Origin of the sequence: Butyrivibrio sp. (assembly GCF_017635265.1) — a bacterium.
Classification (GTDB): domain Bacteria; phylum Bacillota; class Clostridia; order Lachnospirales; family Lachnospiraceae; genus Butyrivibrio.
On the sequence record NZ_JAGBLU010000117.1, the window covers coordinates 1 to 15,836 of the forward strand.

The window sequence follows — 15,836 nt, forward strand, 5'->3', positions numbered from 1 at the left end:
AGGAGTAAATGCATTATCATGTACTGTTCTGCATCTACAATTGGAACTATTGTGGCACTTTTGTGGTACCTAAGTTCCTTTTACCACTTGAAACCCTTGATTTTACTGGGGTTTACTTGCTTGTTGACTTCAAGGTCGGGATTTTGAGGAGTTCCTGCACCTCTCCGTACGATTTGCACCTCACGGCACCTTATCATACCTTGGCGGTGCACCCATCTGTACCTCTCAGTGCACCCCTCACCCAACTTTTTGCTGTCAAATCTGCTGTCAGGTATTTTTTTGTGATACGACTCACTGAAAATGAGCCATTTTTGCTTGTTTCATGCTGGAGAATTGAGCCCCTAAAAAATACTGTCTGATGTATCTGCTGTCAAAATGCTGTCACTTCCAATTTGCTGTCAAAATACATCATCCATGTTCATTCCGAGCATCGCCATCACTTCCTGGTTCTTTGTTTCACTTGGATCTGCATAGATATCCATGGTGGTTGTTACAAACTTATGCCCCATTATCGAAGCGATGACTTTGATGTTTGTGCAAACCTCACAGAGCCACGTTGCGAATGTGTGTCTGCAAATGTGGAGCGAGAATTTTGGAAGCAATTCAGGTTCTCTCTTCTCCTTCGCTGCACACTCTTCTTCAAGCTTGTTGTAGTGTGCAACTATATCCTTGATCTCACGGTTAAGGGTCTGTGGATTATGAACTTTGGAATTCTTGTTGAGGAAAATGAAATTTGTAAGCCCGTCCACTTCCGGCTGTTCATATTCACAACTCTCAAGCTCTTCCTTCGCCATCTCAAATGCCATCTTCACGGAATCCACCATAGGCACTACTCTTATACCGGCCTCTGTCTTTGGTCTGTGTAAATGGAATCTTGACTTCTTCTCACCCTTTTTCTTGTAGTATGACAAAGAATGATTGACGTTTATCGTACGCTTCTCAAGGTCAATGTCATCCCAGGTCAGACCGACAAATTCTCCGGCTCTGAGCCCGGTTCCAAAAAGAACTACAAACAGCGGCCACCACTTAGAGTAAACTGGATGAGTTGCCATATAGCCCATGTAGGTCTTTAGCTGTGACTTGGTGAGACCTGTTCTCTTTCCCCTTTTCTTGATGCCCTTCTTGGATATCTCTTTGATCGCATCAGTTGTAGGATTCTTTCTGAGGATTTCATCCCTTACTGCAAGCTCGAATGTCGGATGCAGTAACGACTGGATATTATCCACTGTGGCAATCCCGAGGTCATCTTCCGTAAGGAGCTTCAGGTAAAACGTCATTATATCCGTATATTTTATCTCTGCAATAAGCCTCTTACCGATTGAATCCCTGACGTAATGGTCGTAACTGTAAAGATATCCGATCTCCGTTGATCCAAGGATTTCATATTTAGTTGTCATATATCTGTCGAAAACTGAATTGAGCGTTGCTGTGCTCCTTCTGTACAAATCGAGTCCGTCCAGCTTGTCCCTTAAGAGCTCCTCTTCCTTTTCCCTGAGGCCTATCAGGTCCCTGTCGTATATGTACCTGCGTCTGCCCAGTGGGTCTTTATAACTGTAACAGAATCTTTTATCGCTCTTACGGTAGAACTCGCCTTTCTTCAGCGTCCGACCCCTGCTATCTTTTCTTGATGCCATATATTCTCCTATTATTAAAGAAGACATGACATGCACAAAAACACAGGGCTTCATCACTATTAATTATGACTCTGATTCCGTGATAAAGCAATCATATTTCTGAACATGTCATGTCTTATAACGCCGCAATGACTCACTCTGCCAAAGCCGGATCCTGTAACGGGCAGGTATCAAAATACTTCTTAAGGATCTCATAGTTATATGAAACATATCCATCAACATACCTCTGAGCTCCGCATCTCAATCCGATATCTCTCGCCCTGTTCTCACTGCATCCAAACTTGTACATCACCTGCTCTATCCTGATGTAATCAGGTTCGCCCATAACTGCCGGCGTCATCTTTAATCTTCCCATTTCTGTTTATGCTCCTATCTGTAATTCCATTTCAGCTTCATCGCTGAAATATTTATCTTCCATAAACAGCACGGCACCTTCCTTGACAGTCTTTTTAGTACGTTTGATCCTTGACTTTACTGCTTCAGGAGAGAGATTGACATCATCTGCGATGGTAAAAAAGCTTTCTTTCTCCACGATGTATCTTTCCAGGAATTTCCTCTCATCATCTTCCAGGCTTTCCACCTGGCTGCAGACGATCTCGTAATCATCTCTCATATCGAGCAGTGTCTTGATCTCTGCCCTGTGTTTGAAGTAGTCCTCAGTGCCTTTAAGTGCTGTGTTGTAATCCCCCTCATGGATTGCTTCCTGTATGGAAACATTCTCAACCGCAGTATTTGCAGTCACATCACTTATGTTTGATGTCTGGACTCTTACGCCCAGATCCCCGCGCTCCCTGCGCCTTCTATGCTCACGTTCATTTCGGATAACAATGCTCAGGCACTTTTCATAGCCCTCGACCATCTTGTTGAACCTTGCGTAGTTACGCAGGATGATATCCACTCTTGTGTCCAGGTCAGCGATTCGATATTTGTCAACAATACTTCGTACTACAGCCATAAGTCCCCCTCTCCAGAAAGCCTGTAATAATCTAAAGTTGTAACCCCATATACTATCTTAAACCGCATGAACACTGAGTTTCAATGTAATTATTGTGTCGTTTTCGTCACACAGCCTGACACTTTTCAGAAGTCCTCAAGGCCTCTGATCTGCTGGATCACAGCCTGCTTCACGACAGAATTATTGATGGAGCTGTAAGCTCTGACCAGCTCATCGATCTCATTGTTTCCGGAACTCGTATCACCCTTAAGTATCCAGTCAGTTGTTACGTTGAACTTCTCAGAGTAAAGAAGCAGAACTTTGACCGGTATATCCCTGAGCCCAAGCTCGTAATTTGCAAGCGTCGATCTGCCATTGAGCAAAAACTCTTCTGACATATCCTGCTGGCTGAGCCCCCTGCTTTCACGCAGTGCTCTGATCCTGTCCCCAACAGTAGCTCCTGTAGCCATAATCATAGGTACTCATCTCCTCTCCTTTTAATATAGTAGAAACTCCAAATGCGCTATTTGGTACTGTTTTCGCGAACAGTGTGTATAATAGCACCATCAGGTGCATTTGGATTACGCATTAATTACGCTACGAATACAGCCCCAATACACATTAATTACGCTCCAATTACAGCATAAAGGGCAAAAGAAAAGACTGCCGAAGCAGCCTCAATCCTCAATCTTATTCCCATTTTCATCAATAATTCCGTTGATCTTGTCTTCCATGTCCCTGCGCTTGCAATACTTCCAGATAAGAAGCCCGAAAAGAACTATCGCATCCTTCTTGACTTTGAAGAACCTTGTATTCGGAATCCCCGTCTCCATAATCATAGTATCATTGGAAACCAGTCTGTTCTTTCCCCTAAGATACATTTCATCCACTATCTTCGCAAGAACAACTCCATCTGCAGCAAATGCCTTCATCTGGTCAAGAACTAAGGCACTTTTACCTTCAAACCATGTTTCACAAGCTACTTTCCAGGCAAATGCTCTCTTCTGTTCCATGGTATATTTCCAGGGATGCGCAACAATATCAAGAAACTTGGTCCTGTATGGAATCTTTTTTGACTCGTTGCTTACCCAAGCAAGTCCCTGAGCGTCAGCATACTCTTTCCCATCATTAAACATCTCAAGCAGATACCGTATTACTTCATCCATCTCATCATAATCAATGCCTTCAGCAAGACACTCATTAACAATTATCTGGTGTGTAGTGATTGTAGCCATCATCATAATCTCTTCCCTCTTTTCCCTCTGAACTACTGAAAAACGCAAAAACAGACAACCAGTCATGAGATAGAGCTTCACGCTGATTGCCTGTCATATTCCCCTTGTAGTTAAAACATGTTGTCGCTATGCAGGCGCATTACTAAATGCCCACAGTTGTTGATTACTTCTTCTCTTTCTTTGTATTCTTTTTGCTCGACCTCCGTGTCTTACTACCCTTTTCCTTTTTATACCACTCCAAGTCCTCTTCCCTCTGGAGAGCCAGCATGGAATCTATAACTTTCCAGATTATCTGCTGATTTTCAGGTCTCAGTTTACGATACTTCCTAAACTGATAGTCTTCTTCATCGCTTAGATGCAGCGTGTTGACTGAAGGTTCCAGTATTTCTGAAAACTCAAATCCCAATGCCCTGAGCAGTATCTGCACAGTATCAAGCTTTGGTACACGGTCTATTCTTAGAGCATCACATACAGTGCTGTAGCTCAAACGTGCTGCTATGGCTATCTGATGTGGATTGATATTCTGTTTATCCATTTTATCGCGAACGGCCTGAGTGAGGTCCTTCATATCAATATTAGCCATGGATGTACTTTCCTCCGTTAATTATTAAACAACAAATCCTCGCGGAAATCACTGACGACTGCACGTGTTTTTTATTACCGACACTTCGTGATTCCGCCAGAAGTCAACTCGTGCTTGTCTGCTCGGATTTGATGGCGGAGGTCTTACATTATACCAACCATTTATAAGTATCAGAGTATAAAAAAGAAGCCCCGGCCATCCCGGCACAAGGCTCCTGTACTCACATTTTATAAAGTTAGCATTTTCTCTAACAGCAAAAAGCACACTGATAAATCAAACGCTCCTCAAGCAAAAAGCTCAACAAAACAATTACATAATACTATATCATTTATCCGACCCTTCGTAATCTCTGTGCTTCTTTTTTATTTCTTTAAGCACTGCCAAGTAGTACTTCCTCTCTGCAGGCGTGCAGTCTTCCACAAGATCAGCTATCTCCTTTCCATATCTGAGCACAACATCAGGACTCTTTTTTCCAACCAGATAATCAAGGGACACACTCAGTGTTTCTGATATATTCACAAGAATCTCAAGCCCAACCCTTGCCTGCCCTCTTTCTATTTCGCTCATGTATGTATGAGACACACCTGCCTTATCAGCCAGATCAGCCTGTTTTATGCGCTGCTTTTGCCTCAACCGCTTTATCCTACGTCCAACTTTATCGTACTGAATATCCATAATCACCCCATAATCTGCAATACAAGTCACTTCTATTCAAGTTTAACTAAATGGATATTCAGCATAAATAAGCCACACATGAAGTACTTTAACTATAGTTTAAGTTAATGGCCTCCTATATCATATTTTAAGCCAGTTGTCATTGAGTGCAAATTGAGCGCAAATTGTTTTTGGGGCAAAAAATATCCCCGCCGTTACATTGAACGACGGGGATATCGGTAGTTCTATTATCCTTCAATTGCTATAAGGTTCTTTTCCGGAAGCTTCTTTTCAGCAGCTTTCTTAGGAATTGTGAGTGTAAGTACGCCATGTCTGTAGGTTGCCTCGACATCCTCTTTTTCTATATTCTCACCAACATAGAAGCTTCTCTGCATTGCTCCGGCATAACGCTCCTGACGGATGAGTCTGCCTTTCTTGTCATTAGAGTCCTTATCAAGTCCCTTGGAAGCTGAGATTGTGATGTAACCATCGTTGAGTTCAACCTCAATCTCTTCTTTCTTGAAGCCTGGCAGGTCGATTGCAACCTCATAGTTGTCATCTTTCTCCCTGACATCGGTTCTCATCATCCTGGCTGCTTTTCTGCCATAGAGCTTTTTCTCCATGTTGTCGAAATCCTTCATATAAGGAAATCCGAACAGGTCATCCAAAAAATTCTCTTCAAAAATACTAGGTGCTAACATAATGCTTACCTCCTTTGCACAGAAACAATTGGTTAACTGTTAATGAGCATTGGGACGGAGGGTTCAGATCATCGGAAACCTAAAGTCCTAACGGTCTTCTCTGTTCCTTTGTTCTACTTATGGTATAACACCGCAATTAGCACTCGTCAATAGAGAGTGCTAATTTGAATAAAAAGATATTGCTATTTACAGCACAAAATTAATATCTATATTTTTAGTTAAGCATATTGACATATTATACTTAACTGCATATACTTAGTTAAGTGAACAGCAACAAAATACTTAACTAATAGACTGGGGGATTAAAAATGACAGATTTTTACATGAACTATTTGGATTTATGCAAAGAAAAAAACTTGCAGCCAGTAAGCGATGAAGCTGCGAAATTATGGGGCGTATCGAAAGCAGCCATAAGTGGATGGAAAAACAAAGACTCTATGCCAAGCTATGATGCAATGTTTAACATGATGAAGTATTTCGACATCGCTATCCCAGTACTTGAGAACAGGGAGCTATTCCTGGAGAACCATTCATTCTTTATAACTATTGAAGGCAGAATAAACGGAAGACTTGCCTATATGAGATGCTATGATCTGTTCCACGCAACCAGTGAATTTGTAGGTTTTGATGTCAAAAACACAATGCTTTCACTTGAACCCGAGGGAACAATATCGGTAAGGCCATCAACTCCAGAAGAAATAGAAAAATACACAAGAAGAATTGATGGCACTGAAGATAACAGATATAAGATTGTGAGCCAGGCGGAGGCTCACAGGATATTTAAGGAAAAAACCGGGCAGTACATATCACTTGGGCACTGACACCAACAAAAAGGAAAGAGTTCGGCGCAGGACTCTTTCCTTTTTATATCTACTACTTTATTTACTCACTTATTCAAGCTTTACCCACTCTATAAAAGTATTTTCTTTAGAGTACTCGTCCATAAGAGCATTGAACTCCTCTTCAGTAATGCTCTCGAATTTATCTATATTCTCAAGATAGTCCTGAGGTGGATTCTCCTGTTTATAAAACTCCGGAGATCCGGATTCGGCCCAGTCGTCGTAGTAGTTTACAAAAGCCATGACAACCTTAGCTTCCCCGTTATCCCCAATTTCTGATACCACATACATTTTGCGGCCTTGATGGCCTGTATCGCCACTGACAAACTGGTTCTTATCGTTTATGAACGTAACACCGGAAGATCCAAGATTCTCCACATTTGCTGATTGGATTTTATTGTCCTTATACTCGATGATGTCGTAAATCCAATACCCAAAAGAGCGGACAATCAGCTCATTTACGCCATCTCCGTTCATGTCAAAAAGGGCATACTCCATATCAGGCTCGCCTACAGCCCAGAATGTCTCGCCGTTTGCATCGGTCTCATTTCCCTTCAGATACTCCATGAAATGTGTATCAGCATTGCTTTCTTTACCCATGGTAGAGGGAAGCTCAATAGTTGCGGGTTCATCTGCCCCACCTATTATTTCTGCATCATCTGCCTTTTTCGCACCGCAGGCTGTCACCCCAAACGCAATGATCAATGACAATGCCGCTATTACAGCTCTCTTCATAATCAATCCTCCTCAAATATCGAATAGTCCCTCTCAAACAGGACTTCCAGCATCTGCTTTTTCAGTAATTCTTTATCCACGCTCTCCATCAGGTACTTCTTCCGGTACGTCTTGCTCTTATCGGAGTACTTGTATAGCCCGTTCTCTTCCTGCAGGACCGCCAGCTCTCTTTTCCACAAAAGCCCCATCTGATTAGTCAGTTTCACCTTCGGACTGCGCTGCGGAGAACGCATGTCATAACAGTCCAACTTTCCGCCATCATCTTCAACAGTAATGATTCCCCAGTGCTCCGGGACATGCTCTTTTATATGCCCAGCATGACTCGTCCCCACAACAACATAGTTGTAATCAAAAAATCTGTCATAATCCCTGACCTGCCTTGAAAGCCGCTCATAGGTATCCGCATCCGACTTGATTTCAACTCCCATCAGCCCCAAGTCAGTCACAATAACAATATCAGCCCTGGATTTTCCCATGGTGAGTTCTTCAAAGAAGCGTATCTTGCCATATTTTGTTTCAAGATAGTCGCAAAGACCATCCCTGATATCCGCATCACGGAGCATAACCAAGATACCTCATCACTGTCTCAAGTCCTTCAATCGGCACACAAAACGTACCATCCCGGTGTTTGCAGCCTTCCAGGACTTTTTCAATGTCAAACCACTTTACCTCTTCTACTTCTTCAGTCTGCAGGACCAGCGTGGTCTCATCCACGGGCCTTTCATAAACATAGACAAATGCCACCTCGTTGTCCCTGAACATCTTGCCGTGGAACTCCATAGCATAATTGATATGGAACTTTCCGGCATACGTAAGATCTCCCTCATTAGCCCTTATGCCCAGCTCTTCAAAGAGTTCTCTCTGAGCAGACTCCAAAGGTTCATCCCCTGCCTGTATATGCCCGGCTGATGATGTGTCATACATTGAGGGAAAAGATTCTTTTTCCTCACTTCTCTTCTGTAGCAATACCTGATAAGAATCGCCACTTTTTCTCACAATCCATATATGGGCCGTCCTGTGCATGATACCCTTATCATGTGCTTCAAATCTTGTGACCGTCTGTCCAGTCACAAAGCCGTTTTCATCAGTTATATCAAATAGTTCTTCCATTTATTCCAGCTCCCTGCCTCAGTTGTCATAACCACTCTCTACAGTCCCAACTTGCCTTAGTTCATACATCATCCTGATTGTACTCTGTACATGAATACCTATACTATACAAAGTAAGGTAATCTACAGGTACCCCAAACGATTGATATCGCTTAGCAGAAGCTATCTTATTCAGTGCCCTTTGATTAAGCCCCTGAAGATTTTTTCTTACATACTCCCTCATATCCGGAATGTTCAGATCACTTCTTAAAAGGATTTCAACTGAAACAAAATCAAAAGTCTTCTTATCAGTATTTCCAGTACGCCTTGTTATATCAAGATGCGCGACAGAAACAACCGGATCATTTGGATCAAGTTTTTCCCTCTCTTTTTTTGTAAACTCATCCGGATGCATTTTCAGATACTCAAGTGCATCTTGTATTGAGATCGACTCGTGTTCAGAAGCCATTTTTTCGTAGAATTTTGTTGCCGAGTATCTTTTTGAAGCTCCAATAAGCGGATTGGCCACTTTTTCATAAAGGTATTGGTAATGGTAGCCGTGACCAATAAAAACAATTTTATCTGTAGATTCATTGCGCCAAAGCTTATGAATACCAGACGCATCTTCGACAACATACATTTCGTTAGTCTCGGTAAAATGAGTGCATATCTCTTCAACAGCCTCATCCATTAGTTTATCTATGTTCTCTTTAGCATGCTCCACTACTTCCTCAGGTGCATTCTTTTCTTTTGCATCCCATAACGGATCAATAATCGATGTCACAGTATGGCTCATGACATCATCCTTTATCTGCGAAAACACTGTCATATAGTATCTTTTGGAATTGGTGAGATACGTTCCCCCAAGATAAACTCCGTCACTTCGCCCTTTAATCAGCTCTGAAATATGCTCTAACATCCTTCAATCACAACCTTCATATCCACTATAAACCGCTTCATCATTACAGGAAAAGCAGCCTGTACATCATACTTTTCTTCAATCACCGGCATCAGCGGATGCCCTGTGTTGATGGTTTTGAGCCTCCTGCTTCCATCCACGATGAAGATATTTTCCCAGGAATCATATATGAGCCTTTCAAGTTCCTCGCCAAGCTTCGTTTCTCGTGTCTTTGCAAACTCACTGCACTTCGCCGCAAAATCTTCCCTGGCTTTCTCTTCATCTTCCTCGCTCATATAGTCAAAACATGGTTGTCCTTCAAGGCAGTTGTAGAATGCGTTTATGTCTGACAAAAGGACCATTTCGTCTGGGACTTCAAGTGTGAGAAGATAAGTCTTTTCCTTTGAAAAGTCCTGTTTTCCCCAGCTAGTCATCTCATATTCAGTTGAGGGCTCTTCGCATTTCCCATCAACCTTATACCATGCCCACCATGGAAGTGGCGGGATCTTCCCATGCTGCTCCGTCTCTATATAGATATCTGTCTTCTGTGCAAGTTTCTCCGCCATCCACCTATAAGCTTCAAACAGCGTCTGCTGGTCTCTGACCGATCTGTACAGATGACTTTTACTGAAATCAGTAAACATATATGTATCATCGTCAAGTGCGTTAATGGCATCAACAGCCTGCTGATCCTGAAAAGAATATAATCTCACCGTTTATCTCCTTCACTTGCCAACAGTTTTTCCGTATGCAGAACGGCCAACAAGGAATCCCGCCATCCCAAACAATGAGGAAATCACCAACAGTATTGCCATTATCGCCCATTCTCTTTTAGTACCTTTATTCATAATCACAACCTCATCTTTCGAAAATCCCTTATTATCCCAAAGCATTCCCTGATCATGTTGTTCGGAAGATACCATGGAACAGTATATGCGGCAATCCCGTAAACCTCATCATCAGTAAGCTTCTTTGCCAGATGTACTCCACGGAAAACATGGAAGTTATTAGTCACAATGCCAATCCTCAACTTACTGTCAGTACCTGCTGCCTCTTTCATGATTTCAAGAGAATAGGCTATATTCTCTGTAGTATCCATAGCTTTAGTCTCAGCTATGATCCTGTCCGGAGCTATACCCTTTGATACAAGATACTCTTTTCCTCCATCCCCTTCGCTGACAGATTCATTTGCTCCCTGTCCTCCGGATACAATGCAGATGGTGTCAGGATTCTCTGAAAGGCAGTCACAGGCTGCATCAAGCCTGTACTGGAAAATGATACTTGGTCCATAATTTCTCATCTGGGCTCCCAGAACCACTATATAATCCAGGCCTTTTGAGCCCTTGTCCCCGAAATGGCTTATCATGGCAGCAAAGCAAGTTATCAGAATCACTAATACCACCGCAATAAGGAAGTAGCTTGTTCGCCTCAACGCCGTTGGTACTTTCAGCCATCTGTCATTCCCTGAAAAGAAAAATGCCAGCCCGAAAAAGACTGCGCCTGCAATCCATATAACAAAAGAAAAGGTTCCGCTTCCCACCATGTAGATGCTCACGGAATAGATCAGGCAGACAAGCATCAGCGCCAGAAAGATAGTTCTCATATATTTCATAAATTCCCTCTTTCCGGATGTTTATCGTCAGCTCTTTTATCCAATCCCATCATAAGAAAACATATCAGCAAAAGAACTGCCGAAGTCCATATTGTCTTTTCACCAAAGATAAGAGAGCTGTTGCCACCAATCCCTGCTCCAAGAGCAAATACTACAATGACCACGATATAATCACGGGCTTTGCCCAGATCTTTTGCATCCCTTGTTCTAAGATAATTCGAAAAAGCACTTACTCCGCTTCTGAGATTTCCGATGCACATAGTGTTGGCATATACATTTCCATGGACTTTCTTGAAGGACTGCACCTGAAGCGCACATGCAAAAGAGATCATGCAGTTTGCAAGCATATTTACAGACTGCGGAAGGAATCCAACCACCAGCATTATCGCAATCTCAGCAAGGACAATCCCCTGCCTCCAATGAAGCTTTTTCGCCGCCCGGAATCTGTGCTGAACATTATCAGAAATAAAAATTCCCAGCATAAAAGAAAAAATCGGGAACAGATACATGAATCCCCGCTGCCATTTCCCTTCCATAAGATATGTGCTCATGAGAACAATATTTCCGGTCTGCGCATTTGCAAAGACCTTATCCCTGACAATGTATGTATACGCATCCTGGAATCCACCACTAAATGCCAATAAAAGATTTAGCAGCATTGACTCTGACATCTGCTTCTGTCTTGTAATGTAGTTTCTGATACTGACCTGGTCACTCACAATGCATCCTCATCAAAACGCTCTATGACATAATCCCTGGCATCCAGCTCCTCTTCCGTTCCGAATATCGTGAGCTGCTTGGCACCATCTACCAGCATGTCATAGTCTGCGCGCTCTTCCTCCGTTAACTCCCTCATCATCAAAACAAATCCCCACCATCATAAATTCTTGTAAAACTCCACTGCTGCCTGAAGGTCTTTCTCATCAGGATGTCCCTTCTGAATGCCTCCAACCAATTTGAATGGTCCAAATGTATCCCACGCAGGACACTGGAACCTGCCAAGTTCCTTACACTGCTTATCCTTTGCTATATTTGCCACAGAGTTGAAATACAGTTCCAGCGGATTGCCTGCTGTTGCAATGAAAAAGACATCCTTCTGCGGAGGAAGATTTACCCTGGCAAAGTTCAGCAGCTGGTCTGCAAACTTACTATAGTAAACTCCCGATGCAAATCCAATGCGGTCATATCCTGTTAGATCCACCTCATGCTTCTCTGTAACATCTATGAGCACGACCTTTGGATCATATTCTTTTATCGCATCAAGCACCTTCTTTGTATTGCCGTGATGCTTGCTGTAATACGCTATTGCTGTCTTTCCCATCAACAAAACTCCTTAATCAAAACTTAAGATTATCTCCCAGAACCGGAACTTTACTTGCAAAGAACGAAAACTCCCCACTGTCGAGAAGATTACCGGCATCATCAGTTACCCTTATATCAAACACAAGGATGTGCTTTCCAGTCTTAAGCTTCATACATTCACAGTATATGTATTCCGTGTTGACGGCTGGCAGAAGGAAATTCAGATTGGCAGAAACCGTTGTAACATAATAACCGCTCATGCTGCCTGTCGCCCCAGCCATGGCATCGACAAAAGATAAAAGCGCACCTCCATGGATACTTCCATAAGAGTTATGGAGTCTGGTATCGCATTTTATCCTGGACTTGCTATATGTCGGGCTCAGTTCCAGCACTTCAAAGCCTATAAACTTGTTATATTCATTTGCATAAAGCTCGGGGATTATCTTCTCCCTGATTGCATTTTCCTTTTCAGTACGCGCCTTTCTCATCTTTACTCCATTTCACCTGTTTCCTTGCTAATTCTTATAGTGCTGTCTCCCATGAGCGGCATAATCTTACCATCATCATTAATAAGTCCAAGCCCGAAGCACCAGGCATCCGGGCTCTCATAGGAATCCACTATAACAAGATTTTCAGCAAGTTTCTCTTCCAATATCTTCCTTGCGCATTCCTTATCTATCATTACAGCTTATGCCACCTTACATTAAAGACTTACCCACACGTATAATAACCGGATCCTGATCCCAGTTCTCTTTGAAAACTTTGGGAAAAAGCTGGTTAAGCTTATGTCTCTCAGAAAAGTACTTGTAAAACTCCCTGTATTCATCCTCATTCACTCCACCCATCATATTGAGAACAAGGTACTTTGAATTCTCCCCGCCAAAGAAATCAATGATATTCTCTTCGGTTATTCCATCCTTCTCCATAGACTTAAATCTATCAAGAAGGGTTTCACCTTCAAATGTTTTTACTTCCCTAAAGCCTTCGCTGTTAACACTCATTCCAATCTCCTTGTTTTGCGCTGCATATTAACAATGATACCATTAATTTTGTTTCCCTAAAATCCAGCCAAAATGCCAAACACGCATATCTTTGGCTTAAAGTATCAAATATTGTATCATGAATATATAGCCCCTTAGTCACAAGCCTTCTGTTTGTATGCGAGGAATCAATATGAGAAAAAGAATATTTGAAATCATAGAAATATCCGAAGACAATGATAAATTAAGTTCGCTGTATGATGCAGTAATGCTGCTTGCCATCATTATCAGCATACTGCCTCTGGCATTTAAAAAGAGCTATGGTCTATTTCGTTGTACGGACTGGATTACCACTGTCTTGTTCATCATGGACTACTTACTGCGCCTTATAACAGCCGATTATAAGCTTAAGGATCACTCTCCCATAGCATTTGTAAAATATCCCTTCACTCCCTGGGCTATAGTAGATCTCATATCGATACTGCCAACCCTTGCCCCTATCAACAGCGGCTTCAAGCTTTTTAGGCTTTTCCGTATATTCAGAACCTTCAGAATCTTTCGTATTTTCAAAGCTTTCAGATATTCCAAGAGTATCATCATAATTGCCGGTGTAATAAACAGATCTAAAGAAGCTCTTCTTGCAGTATGCACGCTTGCAATAGGCTATATCCTTGTATCAGCACTTGTAGTTTTCAGCGTTGAAGGACAGTCTTTTGATACCTTCTTCGATGCAGTCTACTGGGCAACCGTTTCTCTTACGACTGTTGGTTATGGCGACATATATCCCGTTACCACTGCAGGACGTGTCATCACTATGCTTTCATCGGTTCTCGGAATTGCCATTGTTGCACTCCCTGCTGGTATAATAACTGCCGGGTATCTCGATGCCCTGACGGAAGAAAAGAAAAACAAACCCAAGGAATGACTATTATACTCACTCCTCAGGTTCTTCGCTGCCACTAAGCCTTGAATCAAATATAGCTTCCTCAATAACTTTTACGCATTCATCAGTATGCTTTTTTATATCTGTTCCCCAGAATCGTACTACAGTCCATCCCTCATACAAAAGCTGTTTATTGATTTCATTATCCCGCTCACGGTTCCTTGAAATCTTGCTTATCCAAAACTCGCTGTTATTGCTCTTTTCCAGTCTGGGCTTTAATACTTCCCAGTCCTTCCCATGAAAAAACTCGCCATCACAGAATATTGCAATCTTATACTTTGTGATGACGATGTCTGGATGCCCGGGAATTTTGTCATAATTCTTTCTGTATCTGTATCCTTTGTTCCAAAGGGCTTTCCGCAGAAGGACTTCTATCTTTGTATCCTTCGAGCGGATATGCTTCATATTCTTTATTCGCTGTTCTTTTGTAAGTACATCAGCCATTGGGATACCTGTCTGCAAAAAGCTGGCGTTCTTTTACAAGTCCAAGGAAATCCTCAACAGAATACAGCCATGACTGTTGTTTCTCAGAATAAGTTGCATGGATTTCTTTAGGAACTACAAGCTGCAGTTTGCGGCTGATCATCTCATTAGTCTGGTTCTCACTAATGGCACCTTCAAGTGTTATCAGATGCTTTCTTTCAATTCTGTCTGCTTCCTCAAGGACCTGTCTCCACCTGTCCTTAGCGGTTGTTTTAGCTCCAAGCATTGTAAGCTGCACAGCCGGATAATTCGTGTCACGGTAATGCTCTATGGAAGGGAAAATGAAATCGGGCTTGGAATTATTCTCTGTAGTAGGTGTATGTGAATACCTTATACTGTGTTCAGCAAACAGCGCTTCCAGATGGTTTTCAAAAGAAAGCCCTGCTCTTGATTTCCTTCTGTTATTAACCGACAGTGAGAATTTGATGAATGCATCAACATCAACCTCGTCCCCTGTCTTGAATCCGGTCATAAGGCGTTCCTGTATCAGGTATCTCTCCATGCACTTGAACATCTTTTCTTCCCTGTCATACCACTGGAGAAGAGCCCCATCCGGATCATTAACAGGATCAGCTTCAACGGTGTCCCTGGCAAATTTTGAAAACTCCCTCGTAGAGGGAAATGCATTCCCAAACTTTTCAACCAGCATGTCTGTATAGTCTTCTTTATCATCATGTGCATCAACACCGATGGCATACAGTATCATTCTGGCCGTAAAGGACACTTTGTCAGAAGGCTGGGATGTCATGTCGGTTTTGGCCACAAACTGGTTAGGATTCTCATCCGGTCTCACATCGAAAAGCCAGAAAAGCTGGTTCTCTATTATTGAATCCTTACGCGCAATTATTGCAAGAACTGTTCCATCAGCCTTAAGACATATGAACAGTGAGTCCTCTGCAATTGCAGATTCCGTGACAGCATTGGTCGGATAATAAAGTCTCCATTCTGTCCTTGTAGGGTGATTGTACCTTGCATCATACCAGGTCAGTTCACCATCCGCAGATACCGCATTATCATCATCTGTCACATAAAGAAAGTGCGTTGGTATGTTGATCTTCTGCTCATCAGTACCGAACATTTTCTTCAGCATACTTACACCGTTATACTCATGCTGGTTGCTCACTGCCGCATCAGCTTCGACTGCTGAGAGGCGTTTCACAGCAACAGCCTTAAAATACTGGTTCAAATACCCTGCTTCCATGCAATCCACCTCAT

General features: G+C 42.4%; 26 protein-coding genes. 2 read left to right on the top strand and 24 right to left on the bottom strand.

Going from position 1 to position 15,836, the window contains the following annotated elements; genetic code table 11:
• Positions 1-398: 398 nt before the first annotated feature.
• The 9 genes from J6O61_RS14255 to J6O61_RS14295 all read right to left on the bottom strand — a co-directional run bounded on the left by J6O61_RS14255 (position 399) and on the right by J6O61_RS14295 (position 5,741).
• A complete protein-coding gene (locus J6O61_RS14255; RefSeq protein ID WP_330613791.1) occupies positions 399-1,688 on the bottom strand; it encodes a site-specific integrase in 1,290 nt (429 codons plus the stop codon).
• A 79-nt stretch (positions 1,689-1,767) separates the two neighbouring features.
• Positions 1,768-1,989, bottom strand: a complete 222-nt coding sequence (locus J6O61_RS14260; RefSeq protein WP_292214594.1) for a hypothetical protein — start codon at positions 1,987-1,989, stop codon at positions 1,768-1,770.
• A 6-nt stretch (positions 1,990-1,995) separates the two neighbouring features.
• Positions 1,996-2,589 carry a hypothetical protein gene (locus tag J6O61_RS14265; protein ID WP_292214596.1) on the bottom strand — a complete coding sequence of 198 codons (594 nt, stop codon included), beginning with the start codon at positions 2,587-2,589 and terminating at the stop codon, positions 1,996-1,998.
• A gap of 125 nt (positions 2,590-2,714) precedes the next feature.
• Complete coding sequence (locus J6O61_RS14270) at positions 2,715-3,044, bottom strand: helix-turn-helix domain-containing protein (RefSeq protein ID WP_292214598.1); 330 nt, start codon at positions 3,042-3,044, stop codon at positions 2,715-2,717.
• A 201-nt stretch (positions 3,045-3,245) separates the two neighbouring features.
• Positions 3,246-3,809: a hypothetical protein gene (locus tag J6O61_RS14275; RefSeq protein WP_292214600.1), complete on the bottom strand. Its 564-nt coding sequence runs from the start codon at positions 3,807-3,809 to the stop codon at positions 3,246-3,248.
• The gene (locus J6O61_RS14280; protein ID WP_292214602.1) at positions 3,769-3,900 is read right to left on the bottom strand and encodes a hypothetical protein; all 132 of its coding nucleotides are present in this window, start codon (positions 3,898-3,900) and stop codon (positions 3,769-3,771) included. The genes J6O61_RS14275 and J6O61_RS14280 overlap by 41 nt, the downstream gene beginning before the upstream one ends.
• A 66-nt stretch (positions 3,901-3,966) precedes the next feature.
• Entirely contained in the window at positions 3,967-4,386 is a 420-nt protein-coding gene (locus J6O61_RS14285) for a hypothetical protein (protein WP_292214603.1), read from the bottom strand.
• A 324-nt stretch (positions 4,387-4,710) separates the two neighbouring features.
• On the bottom strand, positions 4,711-5,061 hold the full coding sequence (locus J6O61_RS14290) for a helix-turn-helix domain-containing protein (RefSeq protein WP_292214605.1): 351 nt from the start codon (positions 5,059-5,061) through the stop codon (positions 4,711-4,713).
• Positions 5,062-5,288: 227 nt separating this feature from the next.
• On the bottom strand, positions 5,289-5,741 hold the full coding sequence (locus tag J6O61_RS14295) for an Hsp20/alpha crystallin family protein (protein WP_292214606.1): 453 nt from the start codon (positions 5,739-5,741) through the stop codon (positions 5,289-5,291).
• A gap of 308 nt (positions 5,742-6,049) precedes the next feature.
• Between J6O61_RS14295 and J6O61_RS14300 the strand changes: the two genes are divergently transcribed.
• Positions 6,050-6,562, top strand: coding sequence for a helix-turn-helix domain-containing protein (locus tag J6O61_RS14300; protein ID WP_292214609.1), 513 nt, complete (start codon positions 6,050-6,052; stop codon positions 6,560-6,562).
• Positions 6,563-6,631: 69 nt separating this feature from the next.
• Here J6O61_RS14300 and J6O61_RS14305 read toward each other — a convergent pair whose 3' ends face one another.
• Genes J6O61_RS14305 through J6O61_RS14365 form a run of 13 tightly spaced genes read right to left on the bottom strand, consistent with a single transcriptional unit; the run spans position 6,632 to position 13,216 of the window.
• The gene (locus J6O61_RS14305) at positions 6,632-7,315 is read right to left on the bottom strand and encodes a hypothetical protein (protein WP_292214611.1); all 684 of its coding nucleotides are present in this window, start codon (positions 7,313-7,315) and stop codon (positions 6,632-6,634) included.
• Between the two features lie 2 nt (positions 7,316-7,317).
• Entirely contained in the window at positions 7,318-7,878 is a 561-nt protein-coding gene (locus J6O61_RS14310) for a sce7726 family protein (RefSeq protein ID WP_292214613.1), read from the bottom strand.
• On the bottom strand, positions 7,868-8,425 hold the full coding sequence (locus J6O61_RS14315) for an NUDIX hydrolase (RefSeq protein ID WP_292214615.1): 558 nt from the start codon (positions 8,423-8,425) through the stop codon (positions 7,868-7,870). Before J6O61_RS14315 ends, J6O61_RS14310 begins: the two co-directional genes overlap by 11 nt.
• A gap of 18 nt (positions 8,426-8,443) precedes the next feature.
• On the bottom strand, positions 8,444-9,322 hold the full coding sequence (locus J6O61_RS14320; RefSeq protein WP_292214617.1) for a hypothetical protein: 879 nt from the start codon (positions 9,320-9,322) through the stop codon (positions 8,444-8,446).
• Positions 9,316-10,014 carry a DUF3841 domain-containing protein gene (locus J6O61_RS14325; protein WP_292214618.1) on the bottom strand — a complete coding sequence of 233 codons (699 nt, stop codon included), beginning with the start codon at positions 10,012-10,014 and terminating at the stop codon, positions 9,316-9,318. Before J6O61_RS14325 ends, J6O61_RS14320 begins: the two co-directional genes overlap by 7 nt.
• Before the next feature lie 12 nt (positions 10,015-10,026).
• Entirely contained in the window at positions 10,027-10,149 is a 123-nt protein-coding gene (locus J6O61_RS14330; protein WP_292214620.1) for a hypothetical protein, read from the bottom strand.
• A 2-nt stretch (positions 10,150-10,151) separates the two neighbouring features.
• Positions 10,152-10,913: a YdcF family protein gene (locus J6O61_RS14335; protein WP_292214622.1), complete on the bottom strand. Its 762-nt coding sequence runs from the start codon at positions 10,911-10,913 to the stop codon at positions 10,152-10,154.
• Positions 10,910-11,632 carry a YoaK family protein gene (locus J6O61_RS14340; RefSeq protein WP_330613792.1) on the bottom strand — a complete coding sequence of 241 codons (723 nt, stop codon included), beginning with the start codon at positions 11,630-11,632 and terminating at the stop codon, positions 10,910-10,912. Before J6O61_RS14340 ends, J6O61_RS14335 begins: the two co-directional genes overlap by 4 nt.
• Entirely contained in the window at positions 11,629-11,772 is a 144-nt protein-coding gene (locus J6O61_RS14345; protein ID WP_292214623.1) for a hypothetical protein, read from the bottom strand. Before J6O61_RS14345 ends, J6O61_RS14340 begins: the two co-directional genes overlap by 4 nt.
• Positions 11,773-11,790: 18 nt before the next feature.
• On the bottom strand, positions 11,791-12,234 hold the full coding sequence (locus tag J6O61_RS14350) for a flavodoxin domain-containing protein (RefSeq protein ID WP_292214624.1): 444 nt from the start codon (positions 12,232-12,234) through the stop codon (positions 11,791-11,793).
• Between the two features lie 16 nt (positions 12,235-12,250).
• A complete protein-coding gene (locus J6O61_RS14355; RefSeq protein WP_292214625.1) occupies positions 12,251-12,703 on the bottom strand; it encodes a PaaI family thioesterase in 453 nt (150 codons plus the stop codon).
• A 2-nt stretch (positions 12,704-12,705) separates the two neighbouring features.
• Entirely contained in the window at positions 12,706-12,897 is a 192-nt protein-coding gene (locus J6O61_RS14360) for a hypothetical protein (protein ID WP_292214627.1), read from the bottom strand.
• Between the two features lie 16 nt (positions 12,898-12,913).
• The gene (locus J6O61_RS14365; protein ID WP_292214630.1) at positions 12,914-13,216 is read right to left on the bottom strand and encodes a hypothetical protein; all 303 of its coding nucleotides are present in this window, start codon (positions 13,214-13,216) and stop codon (positions 12,914-12,916) included.
• Between the two features lie 172 nt (positions 13,217-13,388).
• Between J6O61_RS14365 and J6O61_RS14370 the strand changes: the two genes are divergently transcribed.
• Entirely contained in the window at positions 13,389-14,120 is a 732-nt protein-coding gene (locus J6O61_RS14370) for an ion transporter (protein WP_292214632.1), read from the top strand.
• Between the two features lie 9 nt (positions 14,121-14,129).
• Here J6O61_RS14370 and J6O61_RS14375 read toward each other — a convergent pair whose 3' ends face one another.
• Together J6O61_RS14375 and J6O61_RS14380 are read right to left on the bottom strand one after the other, a co-directional pair.
• Positions 14,130-14,582: a very short patch repair endonuclease gene (locus J6O61_RS14375; RefSeq protein ID WP_292214634.1), complete on the bottom strand. Its 453-nt coding sequence runs from the start codon at positions 14,580-14,582 to the stop codon at positions 14,130-14,132.
• Positions 14,575-15,822: a type II restriction endonuclease gene (locus J6O61_RS14380; protein ID WP_292214635.1), complete on the bottom strand. Its 1,248-nt coding sequence runs from the start codon at positions 15,820-15,822 to the stop codon at positions 14,575-14,577. The genes J6O61_RS14375 and J6O61_RS14380 overlap by 8 nt, the downstream gene beginning before the upstream one ends.
• Positions 15,823-15,836 lie beyond the last annotated feature (14 nt).

Coding starts and splice junctions, on each gene's coding strand:
- J6O61_RS14255 (WP_330613791.1), bottom strand. CDS start 1,688: ATGAAGCCCTGTGTTTTTGTGCATGTCATGTCTTCTTTAATAATAGGA.
- J6O61_RS14370 (WP_292214632.1), top strand. CDS start 13,389: ATGAGAAAAAGAATATTTGAAATCATAGAAATATCCGAAGACAATGAT.
- J6O61_RS14380 (WP_292214635.1), bottom strand. CDS start 15,822: ATGGAAGCAGGGTATTTGAACCAGTATTTTAAGGCTGTTGCTGTGAAA.
- J6O61_RS14345 (WP_292214623.1), bottom strand. CDS start 11,772: ATGATGAGGGAGTTAACGGAGGAAGAGCGCGCAGACTATGACATGCTG.
- J6O61_RS14290 (WP_292214605.1), bottom strand. CDS start 5,061: ATGGATATTCAGTACGATAAAGTTGGACGTAGGATAAAGCGGTTGAGG.
- J6O61_RS14360 (WP_292214627.1), bottom strand. CDS start 12,897: ATGATAGATAAGGAATGCGCAAGGAAGATATTGGAAGAGAAACTTGCT.
- J6O61_RS14335 (WP_292214622.1), bottom strand. CDS start 10,913: ATGAAATATATGAGAACTATCTTTCTGGCGCTGATGCTTGTCTGCCTG.
- J6O61_RS14275 (WP_292214600.1), bottom strand. CDS start 3,809: ATGATGATGGCTACAATCACTACACACCAGATAATTGTTAATGAGTGT.
- J6O61_RS14375 (WP_292214634.1), bottom strand. CDS start 14,582: ATGGCTGATGTACTTACAAAAGAACAGCGAATAAAGAATATGAAGCAT.
- J6O61_RS14300 (WP_292214609.1), top strand. CDS start 6,050: ATGACAGATTTTTACATGAACTATTTGGATTTATGCAAAGAAAAAAAC.
- J6O61_RS14355 (WP_292214625.1), bottom strand. CDS start 12,703: ATGAGAAAGGCGCGTACTGAAAAGGAAAATGCAATCAGGGAGAAGATA.
- J6O61_RS14365 (WP_292214630.1), bottom strand. CDS start 13,216: ATGAGTGTTAACAGCGAAGGCTTTAGGGAAGTAAAAACATTTGAAGGT.
- J6O61_RS14310 (WP_292214613.1), bottom strand. CDS start 7,878: ATGCTCCGTGATGCGGATATCAGGGATGGTCTTTGCGACTATCTTGAA.
- J6O61_RS14330 (WP_292214620.1), bottom strand. CDS start 10,149: ATGAATAAAGGTACTAAAAGAGAATGGGCGATAATGGCAATACTGTTG.
- J6O61_RS14265 (WP_292214596.1), bottom strand. CDS start 2,589: ATGGCTGTAGTACGAAGTATTGTTGACAAATATCGAATCGCTGACCTG.
- J6O61_RS14280 (WP_292214602.1), bottom strand. CDS start 3,900: ATGACAGGCAATCAGCGTGAAGCTCTATCTCATGACTGGTTGTCTGTT.
- J6O61_RS14315 (WP_292214615.1), bottom strand. CDS start 8,425: ATGGAAGAACTATTTGATATAACTGATGAAAACGGCTTTGTGACTGGA.
- J6O61_RS14270 (WP_292214598.1), bottom strand. CDS start 3,044: ATGATTATGGCTACAGGAGCTACTGTTGGGGACAGGATCAGAGCACTG.
- J6O61_RS14260 (WP_292214594.1), bottom strand. CDS start 1,989: ATGGGAAGATTAAAGATGACGCCGGCAGTTATGGGCGAACCTGATTAC.
- J6O61_RS14285 (WP_292214603.1), bottom strand. CDS start 4,386: ATGGCTAATATTGATATGAAGGACCTCACTCAGGCCGTTCGCGATAAA.
- J6O61_RS14305 (WP_292214611.1), bottom strand. CDS start 7,315: ATGAAGAGAGCTGTAATAGCGGCATTGTCATTGATCATTGCGTTTGGG.
- J6O61_RS14320 (WP_292214617.1), bottom strand. CDS start 9,322: ATGTTAGAGCATATTTCAGAGCTGATTAAAGGGCGAAGTGACGGAGTT.
- J6O61_RS14350 (WP_292214624.1), bottom strand. CDS start 12,234: ATGGGAAAGACAGCAATAGCGTATTACAGCAAGCATCACGGCAATACA.
- J6O61_RS14295 (WP_292214606.1), bottom strand. CDS start 5,741: ATGTTAGCACCTAGTATTTTTGAAGAGAATTTTTTGGATGACCTGTTC.